General features: G+C 72.6%; 13 protein-coding genes. 8 read left to right on the forward strand and 5 right to left on the reverse strand.

From position 1 onward, the window contains the following. Nucleotides 1-93: 93 nt before the first annotated feature. The gene (locus VSH64_RS04105; protein ID WP_326834101.1) at nt 94-714 is read right to left on the reverse strand and encodes a helix-turn-helix domain-containing protein; all 621 of its coding nucleotides are present in this window, start codon (nt 712-714) and stop codon (nt 94-96) included. 155 nt (nt 715-869) lie between these two features. On the opposite strand from VSH64_RS04105, the gene VSH64_RS04110 reads away from it, so the two are divergent. Then, nucleotides 870-1,475, forward strand: a complete 606-nt coding sequence (locus VSH64_RS04110) for a hypothetical protein (RefSeq protein ID WP_326834102.1) — start codon at nt 870-872, stop codon at nt 1,473-1,475. A 66-nt stretch (nt 1,476-1,541) separates the two neighbouring features. On the opposite strand, the gene VSH64_RS04115 is transcribed toward VSH64_RS04110, so the two are convergent. Further along, nucleotides 1,542-2,483, reverse strand: a complete 942-nt coding sequence (locus VSH64_RS04115) for an RluA family pseudouridine synthase (RefSeq protein WP_326834103.1) — start codon at nt 2,481-2,483, stop codon at nt 1,542-1,544. 29 nt (nt 2,484-2,512) lie between these two features. Then, the gene (locus tag VSH64_RS04120; protein ID WP_326834104.1) at nt 2,513-2,941 is read right to left on the reverse strand and encodes a DUF5313 family protein; all 429 of its coding nucleotides are present in this window, start codon (nt 2,939-2,941) and stop codon (nt 2,513-2,515) included. A 124-nt stretch (nt 2,942-3,065) separates the two neighbouring features. On the opposite strand from VSH64_RS04120, the gene VSH64_RS04125 reads away from it, so the two are divergent. After that, entirely contained in the window at nt 3,066-3,509 is a 444-nt protein-coding gene (locus VSH64_RS04125; RefSeq protein ID WP_326834105.1) for a MarR family winged helix-turn-helix transcriptional regulator, read from the forward strand. Nucleotides 3,510-3,531: 22 nt separating this feature from the next. Here VSH64_RS04125 and VSH64_RS04130 read toward each other — a convergent pair whose 3' ends face one another. Together VSH64_RS04130 and VSH64_RS04135 are read right to left on the reverse strand one after the other, a co-directional pair. Beyond that, on the reverse strand, nt 3,532-4,053 hold the full coding sequence (locus VSH64_RS04130; RefSeq protein ID WP_326834106.1) for a YceI family protein: 522 nt from the start codon (nt 4,051-4,053) through the stop codon (nt 3,532-3,534). Beyond that, nucleotides 4,050-4,649, reverse strand: a complete 600-nt coding sequence (locus VSH64_RS04135) for a hypothetical protein (RefSeq protein WP_326834107.1) — start codon at nt 4,647-4,649, stop codon at nt 4,050-4,052. Before VSH64_RS04135 ends, VSH64_RS04130 begins: the two co-directional genes overlap by 4 nt. Nucleotides 4,650-4,768: 119 nt before the next feature. Between VSH64_RS04135 and VSH64_RS04140 the strand changes: the two genes are divergently transcribed. From VSH64_RS04140 to VSH64_RS04165, 6 genes are all read left to right on the forward strand, one after another. Further along, nucleotides 4,769-7,513 carry an ATP-binding protein gene (locus VSH64_RS04140; protein ID WP_326834108.1) on the forward strand — a complete coding sequence of 915 codons (2,745 nt, stop codon included), beginning with the start codon at nt 4,769-4,771 and terminating at the stop codon, nt 7,511-7,513. A 222-nt stretch (nt 7,514-7,735) separates the two neighbouring features. After that, on the forward strand, nt 7,736-8,626 hold the full coding sequence (locus VSH64_RS04145) for a TIGR03854 family LLM class F420-dependent oxidoreductase (RefSeq protein ID WP_326834109.1): 891 nt from the start codon (nt 7,736-7,738) through the stop codon (nt 8,624-8,626). A gap of 298 nt (nt 8,627-8,924) precedes the next feature. Next, nucleotides 8,925-10,262, forward strand: a complete 1,338-nt coding sequence (locus VSH64_RS04150; protein ID WP_326834110.1) for an MFS transporter — start codon at nt 8,925-8,927, stop codon at nt 10,260-10,262. 37 nt (nt 10,263-10,299) lie between these two features. Beyond that, entirely contained in the window at nt 10,300-11,244 is a 945-nt protein-coding gene (locus VSH64_RS04155) for a PDR/VanB family oxidoreductase (protein ID WP_456062092.1), read from the forward strand. Between the two features lie 2 nt (nt 11,245-11,246). Continuing rightward, nucleotides 11,247-12,449: a cytochrome P450 gene (locus VSH64_RS04160; RefSeq protein ID WP_326834111.1), complete on the forward strand. Its 1,203-nt coding sequence runs from the start codon at nt 11,247-11,249 to the stop codon at nt 12,447-12,449. A 37-nt stretch (nt 12,450-12,486) separates the two neighbouring features. Then, a complete protein-coding gene (locus VSH64_RS04165; protein WP_326834112.1) occupies nt 12,487-13,236 on the forward strand; it encodes an IclR family transcriptional regulator in 750 nt (249 codons plus the stop codon). Nucleotides 13,237-13,265 lie beyond the last annotated feature (29 nt).

Genomic DNA, 13,265 nt, shown 5'->3' on the forward strand with positions numbered 1-13,265 from the left:
GCTCGGCGTCGACATGCCCCTTGAAGCTGCGGGCCACCCCGAGACCCTGCGGACCACAGCACCGCTGGCGTCCTGACACCGGACGGGAAACGCCTACGGCGCCGTGGTTTCCGAAGAGGAAGCCGCGGTCCCAACCGGTTCGCCGGGCTTCGGGTGCGCGGTGACCACCAGTCGGTGCGTCCGCGCGCCCGGGGCGGTTTCGTCGTGGTAGCGGGACACGAGCCCGGCCACGAACGTGGTCAGCTCGTCGGTGAACGCGGCCCGTTCGCGCGCCGAGCGGAAAGCGATTTCCGTGTCCAGCGCCAAAGTTGGCAGTGGTTTGCCGGCTCGTGCGGCCCGGCGTACCAGGCCGGCGACCTCGCGCACGGTGCGGCCCGCCACCGCCAGCAAGTAGGCCGACGAGAGCCGGTCGGGGCGCATCGCCGACGTGCCGGCGGCGCCGAGTGCGGCGGGGGAGACCTGGTACGAAGCGGCTGTCGCGGCGAAGAGGTGCTCGGTGAGCCCGCCCCAGCGGCGTTCGCCCGCGGGCTCGATCAGGCCGTGGGATTCCAGTGCGCGCAGGTGGTAGTTCACCTTCTGACGCGTGAGCCCCACGCGCGTGGCCAGCGCGGCCGCCGACGCGGGTTCGGCCAGCGCCGCGAGCAGGCGCGCGCGGACCGGGTCCAGCGCGGCCGCCGCCGCGGCCGGGTCCTCGATCACCTCGACGTCGCGCATGTGCCGACCCAAGCATTGACAAACAAAGCTGTCAAGAGTCGCGAATCCGGCTCTTGTCTGTTTTCGCCCGTGCTCGTACAGTGATCAACCAGGTTCGACGCAGTGGTCTGAACCTGTCCCACCACCGCCGCCCAGAGTTGTCCGGAGGTTGGCAAGTGCGAGGAAGACTACGCGTTTCCGCGGTGCTCGCGGGAGTCGTGTGCGGGCTCGCGGTGGTGGCGCCGGTGGCCGGCGCCCAGGTCGGAACTGGACCGTGGAAGTCGTGGTCGCCGGGGTTCTCCGAGCAGGAGCGCGGATGTGGGCAGATCAGCGGGCTCACGTTCCAGCTCACCTGTTCCACGGGCAGTGGTGACCAGCGCGCCGAGCGCCGCTACGACACCTACACCGGCGGCACGCACCAGTTCGAAGGTTCGTTCAAGGTCACCAGCATGAGCGGCACGCGCATCAGCGTGAAGCAGACCTTCCGCGACGGGTCCAACGCCGGCCCCTACTTCATCCTGGGAGTCGAAAAGGGTGGCCGGATGTACGCGGTCGAGGGCGGTCAGACGCTCGCGAGCGGCGCCACGGTCGGCACGTCCGTGCGGGTCAACACCATCAACCAGGTCGGCAGCACGCACAAGGTGTACATCAACGGTTCGCTCAAGCAGACCATCTCCAGCCCGGGTGGCAGCTACTACGACAAGTTCGGTTCCTACCGCACTTCCAGTGGTGCGGGACCGATCACCGTGCAGTGGAGCGGTGTGAAGTTCTGGACGAAGTGAGTTCGGCGCGGCACATCCGATTCCGAGGCAGCCGGCTCCAGGCGGCGGATTTCCGCGCCGCCGGGATCAGGAAACCGGGTGTGCCGCCCACTCGTCCGGCGAATCCCACGCCGTCAACCGCCGCGAGCTCGTGAACCGGCGGTGCTCACCGCTCACCGGATCGTCGAAGTCGAGCACTTTCGCCAGCAGCTGCAACGGTTTCGTGAAGTCGTCAAGCGGCTTCTCGGTCAGCACGGGGTAGAAGTCGTCGCCCAGGATCGGGATGCCGAGGCCGCTGAGGTGCACCCGCAGCTGGTGCGTGCGGCCGGTGGTGGGCAGCAGGCGGTAGCGGCCGAGCCCGGCGCGGTGCTCCACGAGCTCCACTCGGGTCTCGGCGTTCACCGGGCCCTCGATCTCCTGCGCCGCAAGCACTCCGCGTTCCTTCATGATGTGGCTGCGGACCGTGCGCGGCAGCTCCAGCGCAGGGTCGTACGGGGCGATGGCTTCGTACTCCTTCGCCACCTGACGGTTTTTGAACATCGTCTGGTACTTCCCGCGCACCTCGGGCGTGATCACGAACATCACCAACCCTGCGGTGACGCGGTCGAGCCGATGTGCGGGGGACAAGGCCGGCAGGTCCAGCTCGCGGCGCAGCCGGACCAGGGCGGTTTCGAGGATGTGCTTGCCGCGCGGGATCGTGGCGAGGAAGTGGGGTTTGTCCACCACCAGCAGGTGCTCGTCGCGGTGCACCACGGGGATGGCGAACGGCACCGGAACCTCGTCGGGCAGATCGCGGTGGAACCAGATGAACGAGCCCGGCTCGAACACCGCGTCGACCCGCAGCGGTCCGTCGAGGCCGAAGATGCGCTCCTCGCGCAGCATCTGCTCGATCCGCACCGGGTCCAGCCGCGGCAGCCGCTCCACGAGGTGCTCCAGCAAGGTGGCCCACGGGCCCTCGTCGGGCATCCTCAGCCGCGCCGGGTCGAGCCCGTGGCGCGGCGCCAGCGGGCCGCGCAGCTTGCGTCTCATCGGAACCCGGCTCTCATCGAGGAGCGAGTCTAGTCGCGGCCGGCGGCGCTGCCGCCCGGCGTCGTCCCCTCGTCGGTGTTCTGCCGGTAGATCGCGATGTAGCGCGCCTTCGCCTCGGCGTCGGCCTCCTCCGCGGCCTCGCGGCGCAGGCGCTTGCCGGTGCCCGGCGGGAAGCCGTTGCGGGTGAGCCGGTGCTCGATGCTCTCCTCCATGTACACCGACGAGTAGAAGTACGCCACGAGCGCGGCCATCAGCACGATCGCCAGCCGCAGCGGCAGCGGGCCGGGCAGCAGCAGCCACACCAGGCACAGCGGGATGAGGCCCACGGAGCTGCGGAGCACGTGCCGCGCTTTCCAGTGCTTCGACGTCGTGTCGTGCAGGATCCAGTCGCGGTAGCGGTCGGGCAGGCGCCCACCCACCGCGTACCAGAACCAGCGGAAAACTCCTGGACGGTCCATCACGCCTCCTTGTCGGCTGACTTCAGAGTACACTAATCATTAGTGCACTAATCGATGACAGCCGACAAAGGAGGCCGAGGCCACACCCCGCGCGTTAAGGTGGCCCGGACCAGGAGGAGGACCCGTGGCAGAGATCGACTTGGGCGAGGATCCGCTGAAGCTCGACCGCCAGGTGTGCTTCGCGCTGTCGGTCGCTTCGCGCAGCGTCATCGCGATCTACCGGCCCCTGCTGGAGCCGTACGGGCTCACGCACCCGCAGTACCTCGTGATGCTCGCGCTCTGGGAGAAAGCCCCGAGGTCGGTGAAGGACCTCGGGGCCGCGCTGCGCCACGAACCGGCCACGCTGTCGCCGTTGCTCAAGCGGCTCGAAGCGATCGGGTACGTCACGCGCGGCCGCAAGGCCTCCGACGAACGCCAGCTCACCGTCGAGCTCACGGAGAAGGGCCGCGCCCTGCGGGCCGAGGCCGAGAAGATCCCGTACCGCGTGGTCGAAACGCTCGGCATGGAGGTCTCCGAGCTGGAGGACCTCCACGCCGCGCTGGGCCGCGTGATCCAGGCGACGGCCTGAACCGGCGGAGCCCGTTGTCCCGTCAGTGCGGCGCCACCAGCACCGCGTCGATGTCGAGCTCGAGGTAACGGCCGACCACCGCGCGCGGCGCCTTCATGCCGAGTGGTGCGCGGTCGAGGGTCGCGTGCGCCCGCACCCGAACCGAATCGCGGCCGGGGTCGGCGGGCCGTTCGACGGTGAGGGTGAGCGGGCACGAGGTGCCGCGCAGCGTCAGGAACCCTTGCGCCGTCCAGCCTTCCGGGCAGGTGGTGATGTCACCGGAGGCGAACGTCATCGTCGGGTGCTCCTCGCACGCGAGGAAGCCGGCTCCACGCAGGTCGCGGTCGCGGCGCTTGTTGCCGGTGTCGATCGCGGTCAGGTCGAGCTCCGCGCGCAGGGCGCCGGGCGTGCCGGCGGTGTTCACCTGCACGGTGGCCGAGCGGACGGGGATCGTGCCGTGCACGAGGTGGAAACCGAGCTTGCGCACGGTGAACCGGGCCGAGGTGCGTCCGGTGTGGACGGTCCAGGTGCCGGGACGCAGGCGGGTGGTGGTGGGGGTGCTCATCGGATGCCTCCTGAGATGGTGGTGGGCAGTGCTTCGTGGATCACGCGGTGCAGGTCGATGCGGTCGGGACCGGTGAGCAGCGCCAGGTCCTCGCCCGGCAGGAGCTCGGTGGCCATCACGGCCCGCTGCACGGCTTCGATGGCCGCCACGGACTCGGCGAAGCCGATCATCAGCCCCGCGCCGTCTTCGGCGCGCAGCACGAACGCGGGGCCGATTCCCGGCACCTGCCGGGCGGCGGGCCACAGGCGCTCGCGGCCGGCGTAGTCCTCGGCACGGACCTGCGCTTCGTCGCGCGGGCCGTCGAAGCGGTTGATCTGGGCGTAGCGCGGCGCGCCGGCCGCGGACTCGACGGAGGCGACCTCGTAGACGTCGGTGTCGAGCCAGGTGGGGCCGGTGGTGGTGCGGGCGGCGGCTTCGGCCGCCGTCGCGGCGTCCGGCCAGAACGCGACGGCCGCGCCGAGCACGCCGGCGACCTGGCCGAGCACGCAGGTGCCCAGCGGAGCCGGTCCGGGGTGCAGTGCGGCGGTGAGGTCCCGGCCCCAGTCGCCGCTCTCGGTGGCGGCGTCGCGCCGGAACTGGTGGACGGTGGCGTACATGATGCTCCTTCGGCCGTGGGTGGGAAGTTCGACGAGGACCACCTTCGGCCGGGTGGGCTTTCCGGACATCAGTGCCAGTACGCAGACGGACCACTGAATCCGGGCGCATACTTCCCTGCGTGACGGGTTCCGTGCCGTTCGTCGGCCGGGCCGGGGTGCTCGCCGACCTGCGTGGCCGGTTCGCGGCCGGCGCGGCGGGCCAAGGTGCGCTCGTGCTGCTCGGCGGGCCGGCCGGGATCGGCAAGACCACGCTGGCCGAGGCCGCCACCGCCGACGTGGCCACGGTGTGGGGCCGCTGCGTGGACGACCCCGGCGCGCCGCCGCTGTGGCCGTGGCGCCGCGTGCTGGCCGCCCTGCCGACGGCCGGTGCCGAGGTCGCGCGCGCCTTCGCCGATCTGGACGGACGGGCCGGCACCGACCTCGTCGCAGCGCGGTTCCGGCTCGTCGCCACGGCGGCCGACGCCCTGGTCGCGGCGGCCGAACCCGACGGCCTGGTGGTGGTGCTGGAGGACCTGCACTGGGCCGACGAGTCGTCGTTGCGGCTCCTGCGCCATCTCACCGGCGAGCTGCGCCGCTCGCGGCTCGTGGTGCTCGCGACCTACCGCGACACCGGCGCCACGCTCGACGAAACGCTGCCTGACCTGCTCGGCCGCTCCGCCACCTACGCCGTGACGGTGGCGCCGCTGGCCGAGCCCGACGTGCGTAGGTACCTCACGGAGGCGGCCGGCGCGGCCGTCGGCGACCGCGAAGTGCGCGACGCCCTGCGCCGCTCGGGCGGCAACCCGCTGTACCTGCGGGCGGTCGCGCGGTCGGCCGGCTCCGGCGGCGGGCAGGCCGAGCTGCGCCACCTCGTCCGGACGTCGGTGGCCGGGCTCGCGCCCGAGGTCCGCGAGCTGGTGGCGGTGGCCGCGGTGCTGGGGGAGGAGGTGGACGCGGGGGTGGTCGCCGACGTCGCGGGCCGGCCGGTGGCCGAGGTCGTGCCGCTGCTCGACGAGGTCGTGCGCGCCGGCGTGCTCGTGCCGGTGGCCGCCGGACGCCGCCGGTTCACGCACGCGGTGGTGCGCGACGGCGTGTACGACGACCTCGACCAGGGCGTCCGCGAGGCGTTGCACGCCCAGGCCGCGGTGGCGCTGACCCCGCGGGCCGAAGCCGATCCGGCCGGCGCCGGGGTGGTCGCGGCCCACTGGCTGCGCTCGGCCGCCGATCCGGCGGCCCTCGACCGGGCCGCCGAATGGGCCGTGGTCGCCGCGCGGGAGGCCACGCGCGCGCTGGCTTTCGCCGAGGCAGCCCGGTTCCTGACCTTCGCTGTGGACGCGCGGCGCCGCGCCGGCCGCGTCGACGGGCTGGCCGAGCTGCTGGTGGACCTCGCCCAGGCCGAGTACCGTTCGGGCCGCTTCGGCGCGGCGCTCGACCACGCCGAGCAGGCGGCCGAACGCACGCGCACGCCGGCGACGCTCGCGGCCGCGGCGCTGGTGGTGCAGGACCTGTCCGGGCCGGAGTTGTTGCCCCGTCTGGGAAAACTCGCCGCGGCCGCGCTCACCGCCGACGTCGGCGACGTGCTGCGGGCCCGGTTGCTCGCGCAGGCGGCTTCGGTGGCCGCCGACGCCGCGAACCGGGCCGACGCGCGGGAGCTCGCCGACGAAGCCGTTGCCCTGGCCGAGGAAACCGGCGACGAGACGGCCGTGCTCGACGCCGTGCGCGCGCGGTTCAAGATCCTGCCGATCGAGCTGCCGCTCGAAGACCGGCTGCGGTTCGGGTCACTGGCCGTGCGCTTCGGCGACCGGCAGCCGCTTTCCGCGTTGTGGGGCCACAAGTGGCGCATCGACGCGGCGCTGGAGACCGGCGCGATGGCCGTGGTCGACCAGGAGCTCGCGGCCGTGACGGCCCTGGCGGCCACCACGCGGCTGCCGCTGGTGCGCTGGCACGACCTGCGCCTGCGCACGTCGGTGCTGGCGTTTCGCGGCGCGTTCGCCGAGGCGCGCGAGCTCAACCGGCAGGCGACCGCGCTCGCGCTGGCCGAGCTGGCCGACGACTGGTCGGCGGCCGCCATGTCGTCGGCGTTCAGCCTGCAGCTCGCGCTCGTGACCGGCGACGTGGAGGAGATCGACGAGACCTTCGAAGCGCAGCTCGCGACGGTGGCGAACCTGCCCATCGCCGCGGTGTGCCGGCCGCTCGTGCACCTCTTGCGAGGCGAACCCGACGCCGCCCTGATGCACTACGAGGAGGCACGGCGCGTCATGCGCCACGACGCCGGCGCGCTGCGGTCCGGCGGGGTCGCGCAGAACCTCGTGACGCTGGTCGAGGCGTTCGACGACGTCGAGACGGCCCGCTGGCTCGAACCGGAGCTGCTCGTCGACTCGGCGGTCGTGTCGACCGGCGCGGGCATCATCTGCGGCGACTTCGGCACGAGCTGGCTGGCCCGGCTGGCCGCGGTGCTGGGCCGGCACGAGGACGCGGTGCGGCTGTTCGAGACCACGCTGGCCACGAACGTGCGGGTGGGCGCGCGGCCGTTCGTGGTCGCGAACCGGCTGCGGCTTGCCGAGGTCCTCGTGGCGCTCGGCGAGCCGGGCCGGGCGCGCTCGCTCGCGCGCCAGGCCCGCGACGAAGCCCGCCGGCTGGTGATGCCCGGCGCCGTCCGGGACGCCGCGGAGCTGCTCGGCCGGCTGACCACGGCCGGTCCGCTCACCCCGCGCGAACGCGAGATCGCCGCCCTCGTGGCCGACGGCCTGCCGAACCGGGCGATCGCCGAGCGGCTCGTGGTCTCGGAGCGCACGGTGGAGAGCCACGTGCGCAGCATCCTGGCCAAGCTCTCCCTCACCAACCGCACCGAGATCGCCGCGTGGGCCCACGGCCGCGGTGGGTAAGAAACCGGCCGGACACCCGCGGCCACACCGTGCACAAACGTTCATGTACGGCTCTTGTACAGCCCTCTTCCACGATGGGGCGGCGCCGGCCGGCGTGGACACCGGCCGCCGCGAGAAGAAGGCCTCCTTCCGGCCCCCATCCGGGAGGGGGCCTTCGTCGTACGGGCATACCGCGCGGGCCCGCGGGCGTTGCGTCGGAGGACGACTGCGGAAGGAGCACGGGTGGGCGAGGAACTGAAGATCCGGATCGGGGTGGCTCCGGCGCCGGGCACCGGGCCCGCGGAGTTCGCGGGGCTGGCCGAGACGCTGGAGGCGGCCGGGGTCGACTCGCTGTGGCTTTCGGAGCTGGTCTACGCGCCGGAGGTCGACCCGCTGGTCGGCATGGCCCACGCCCTCGCGCGCACCGCGAAGCTGAAGGTGGGCACCGGCGTGGCGATCCTGCCGGGCCGCCACCCCGTGCTCGTCGCGAAACAGCTGGTGACGCTCGCCGGCCTGGCCCCCAAGCGCGTGCTGCCCGTGTTCGGCCTGCGCCCGGCCAACGCGGCTGAACACGACCTGTTCCCGGTGCCCGGCCCCCGCGCGGCCGTGTTCGACGAGGCCCTCACCCTCCTGCGCCTGCTGCTCGAGCACGACGACGTGCACTTCGCCGGCGAGTACTACCAGGCCGACGGCGTGACCATCGGCCCCCGCCCGGCCAAGCGCCTCGACGTGTGGCTCGGCGGCAGCGCGCCCGCCGCGCTGCGCCGTGCCGGGCGCCTGTCCGACGGCTGGCTCGGCAGCTTCCACACCCCGGAGCAGGCCCGCGCCGCGCGGATCGCCATCCAGGACGCCGCCGCCGAGGCCGGCCGCGAGATCGAACCCGACCACTTCGGCCTGAGCCTGCTGGTGGCGTCGGAAGGAATGCCGGAGCGCATGCTCGCGGTCGCCGCGAAGCGCCGTCCGGACACGCCCGTGACCGACCTCGTGGCCACGAGCTGGGCCGAGGCTCGGCGCCTGCTGGAGCAGCACATCGACGCGGGGTTGTCGAAGTTCGTGATCCGGCCCGGGCATTCGGGGGACTACCAGCGCTTCCTCGACGGGTTGCACCGAGAGCTGTTGCCACTGCAGAACTAGCACCCTCGCCGAGGCGCACACCCGAAAACCGGAAGCTGCGAGCGAAGTTTTCGCTCGCAGCTTCCGGTTTTCGCGTCCTCGGCCGGTGAACACCCCGAACGGGCACAACCTTTCCGGCATCCGGAAAGGCCGTTCAGCCCGGGCACGGGAGAACGCAGGATGGACGGATCCGGAAGCACTGGGCCCGATGTCTCGGAGCGGTTGACCCGCAGCTCATTCGCGATCGCACCCACCCGTCCGACGCAGCGAACAACGGAGTTTCTGCCATGCGCCCTGAACTGTTCCCCGGGTTCCTCAGATGAGCATCGACCTGCGCGCCGCGCGCGACACCAACCCGATGAGCCGCCTGCAGTGGGCGGCCGTCACGGTCTGCATGCTGCTCAACCTGCTCGACGGTTTCGACGTGCTCGTGATGGCGTTCACGGGCAAGTTCGTAGCCGCCGAATGGCAGCTCTCGGCCACCGAACTCGGCCTGCTGCTCTCCGCCGCCCCGGTCGGGATGGCCGTCGGCTCGATGTTCGTGGCTCCCTGGGCCGACCGGATCGGCCGCCGCCGCATCATCCTGGCGTGCCTGGTGGTCAGCAGCGTCGCCATGATCCTGTCCTCGCTGGCACCGTCGGCCGGGGTGCTCGGGGCGCTGCGAGTGGTCAGCGGCCTCGGCATCGGCGCGATCATCGCCGGCGGCAGCGTCGCGTCGGCGGAGTTCGCCAACCGGCGCTGGCGCGGGCTCGCCGTGAGCCTCAACGCCACCGGTTACGCGCTCGGCGCCACCCTCGGCGGCCTCATCGCCGTGCTCCTCATCGGCGGCTCCGGCTGGCGGTCGGTGTTCCTGTTCGGCGGGATCGCCACCGCGCTGGCGATCCCGCTCGTGGTCGGCTGGCTGCCCGAGTCCCTGGACTTCCTGCTCACGCGCCGGCCACCCGGCGCGCTCGAGCGGGTCAACCGGCTGGCCGCGCGGTGCGGGCTCGGGAAGCTCGACGCGCTGCCGGAGCAGACCGAAGCCCCGCGCGGCATCGGCGCCGGCTACCGCGAACTGCTGAAGCCGAAGCTGCGGCGCACGACTTTGCTGATGTGGCTGGTGTTCTTCCTCGTGATGGCCGGCTTCTACTTCGTCACGAGCTGGACACCGACGTTGCTCCTCACCGCCGGGCTGTCGTCGGCGCAGGGCCTCACCGCCTCGACGCTGCTCAACCTCGGCGGCGTGTTCGGCGCTGCGCTGCTGGGGGTGCTCACCGCTCGGTTCGCGCTGCGGAAGGTGCTGATCGGCTACCTGATCGGCACCGGCCTGCTGCTGGGTGTGTTCATCGCCTCGACGCAGCAGCTGAGCCTGGCGTTCGTGGTCGGCATCGGCGTCGGGCTGTTCGTGAACGGGTGTGTGGCGGGGCTGTTCGCCTTCACCGCCACCGTTTACGAGCCGGCGGTGCGGGCCACCGGGTTCGGCACGGCCCTGGCGATCAGCCGGGCCGGCGCCATCCTTGCGCCGTTCGCCGCCGGGGCCCTGCTCGACACCGGGATGAGCCCGCAGGGCCTCTACCTCGGCGCCGGCGGGGTGTTCCTGGTGACGGCGGCCGTGCTGTCGTTGGTGCGCACCAGAACCGCGACGTACGTGCCGGCCGCTTCCGCCGCCGTGCGCTGACCGAAGCACCGTTTCCCGCCATCCTCGGAGCCGCGTTGTGATCGAGCCCGTGTTGCCCCTTGTCGTCCAGGACCGGCAGGTGATCGCCGACGGAGTCGTCGCGATGCGCCTGCGCGACCCCGGCGGCGCGGACCTGCCGGCGTGGGAACCCGGTGCCCACGTCGACCTGCTGCTCACCGACGACCTCGTGCGGCAGTACTCGCTGTGCGGTGATCCGGCCGACCGCACCAGCTACCGGATCGCGGTCCTGCGGGAACCCGACGGCCGCGGCGGCTCGGCGTTCGTGCACGACAAGCTGGTGCCGGGAGCGAGAACGCAGGTGCGCGGTCCGCGCAACCACTTCGCTCTCGTCCCGGCCCGGCGCTACCTGTTCGTGGCCGGCGGGATCGGCATCACGCCGATCCTGCCGATGCTCGCCGCGGCCGAGTCGGCGGGCGCCGACTGGCGGCTCGTCTACGGCGGCCGCACCGCCGCGTCGATGGCCTTCGCCGAAGAGCTGCGCGCCACGCACGGCGACCGGATTTCGGTGCGTCCGCAGGACGAACACGGCCTGCTCGACCTCGCCGCGCTGCTGGCCGAGCCGGCCGACGGCACGCTCGTCTACTGCTGCGGCCCGGGCCCGCTGCTCGACGCCGTCGAACGGACTTGTGTGGCGTGGCCGGCCGGCTCGCTGCACGTCGAACGGTTCTCACCGAAGGATCCGCCGGCGTCCGCGCGGTCGTTCGAGGTCGAGCTCGCGGTCACCGGCACGACGCTGACCGTGCCCCCGGACCGCTCGGTGCTCGACGTCCTCTCCGACGCCGGCATCCGGATGCTGTCGTCGTGCCGGCAAGGCACGTGCGGCACGTGCGAAACCGTGGTGCTCGACGGCGAGGTCGAGCACCACGACTCCCTGCTCACCGACGAGGAGAAAGCCGCGCACACCACCATGTTCGTCTGCGTCTCGCGCGCGGCGGGCCCGAAGCTGACCCTGGAGCTCTGACGATGACGTCCGCCACCCCGACGGTTCCCGAACTCGACGACGACCCGTTCGACCACGCCGTGCTCGCCGACCCGTACGAATACCACCGGCGCCTCCGTGAAGCCGGCCCGGTCGTGTGGCTGCCGGCGCACGGCTACTACGTGATCGGCCGCTTCGCCGAGGTGCGCGCCGCGTTGCTCGACTGGGAAACGTTCGTGTCCGGCCGCGGCGCCGGGCTCACCGACTTCGCCCACGAGGAGCCGTGGCGGCCGCCGAGCCTGCTGCTGGAGGCCGACCCGCCGGACCACACCGTGGTGCGCACGGCGATGAACTCGGTGATCACCCCGCGGGCGGTGCGGGCGCTGCGCAAGACGTTCGAGCCGGTGGCCGAGCGGCTCGCCGACGAACTCGTGGCGCGCGGCCGGTTCGACGCCGTGACCGACGTCGCCGAGGTGTACCCGCTGGAGGTGTTCCCCGACGCGGTCGGCCTGCCGCGCGAAGGCCGTGAGCACCTGCTGACCTACGGTTCGTTGGCGCTCAACGCTTTCGGCCCGCGCAACGACCTGCTGGCGGCGGCACTGGCGGCCGCGGGGCCGGCCCAGGAGTGGGTCGACACGCACTGCCGACGTGAGGAGCTCGCCCCCACCGGCCTCGGCGTCGAGCTCTGGGCGGCGGCCGACCGCGGTGAGATTTCCGAGCAGCAGGCGCCGTTGCTGGTGCGCTCGCTGCTCACCGCCGGCGTCGACACCACCGTGACCGGCCTCGGCAACACGCTCTACGCCCTCGCCCGCCACCCCGAGGCGTGGGCCCGCCTGCACGCCGACCCGCGGCTGGCGAAGTTCGCGTTCGACGAGGCGCTGCGGTGGGAGTCGCCGATCCAGAACTTCTTCCGCACCACCTCGGCCGACACCGAGGTCGGCGGCGTGCCGGTGCCGGCGGGCGCCAAGGTGCAGCTGTCGCTCGGGTCGGCCAACCGCGATCCGAGGCACTGGGGTGCGGACGCCGAGGTGTTCGACCTCGACCGCTCCGCGTCCGGCCACGTCGGCTTCGGGATGGGGGTGCACCAGTGCGTCGGCCAGCCGATCGCGCGGCTCGAGGCGGAGCTGGTGCTCACCGCGCTGGCCCGCCGCGTCGCCCGCCTCGAGCTCGACGGCACGCCGGTGCCGAAGCTCAACAACACGCTCAAGGTCTGGTCGAGCGTGCCGATCGCGGTCGAGGCCGCGTGAGCTCGCGAAGGCCATAATGGACGCGGAGGTGGCGGAGATGAGCGTCGGAACCGGGCCGGTCCTGGCCCGCGCCCTCCAGATCCTCGACGCGTTCTCCACCGAGCGCCTCGAAATGAGCCTGAGCGAGCTGGCGCGCCACACCGGCCTGCCCGTGTCCACGGTCCACCGCCTGGCCGGGCCGCTCGTCGAATGGGGTGCTCTCGAACGCGACGAGCGCGGCCACTACCGCATCGGCCTGCGGCTGTGGGAGATCGGTTCACTCGCCACGCGGGGGCTGGCGTTGCGGGAGCAGGCGCTGCCGTTCCTGGCCGATCTCGCGCAGGTGACCCGCGAGATGGTGCAGCTCGCCGTGCGGGAAGGCACCGAATTGGTGTTCGTGGAACGCATCGCCGGCACCGAAGCCGTGCCGATGGTGATCCGGGTCGGCGGCCGGTGCCCGCTGGCGGCGAGCGGGGTCGGCCTCGTGCTGCTCGCGCACGCTCCGGCGCCGCTGCAGGAAGAGGTGCTCGCGTCGCCGATCGAACGCTTCACGGACTTCACGATCACCGATCCGCGGGTGCTGCGCCGGACCCTGGCCGACGTCCGGACCAGCGGATTCGCGATCAGCGACCGACAGCTCACCCCCGACAGCCTCTCGGTCGGCGCGCCGATCCACAACGCGCGCGGGGCCGTCGTGGCGGCGGTGTCGCTGGTCGTGCGCCACGGCTCGGTGTCGCCCCGAGCGCTGGCGCCGATCGTGCGCACCAGCGCCCGGGCGATCTCGCGGGCCCTGGTCTCGGCGGACTGACGCGCCAGCCCTGACGTGCCGGGCCCGGA

The sequence above is a fragment of the Amycolatopsis rhabdoformis genome, assembly GCF_035918295.1.
In the GTDB taxonomy this organism is placed as follows: domain Bacteria; phylum Actinomycetota; class Actinomycetes; order Mycobacteriales; family Pseudonocardiaceae; genus Amycolatopsis; species Amycolatopsis rhabdoformis.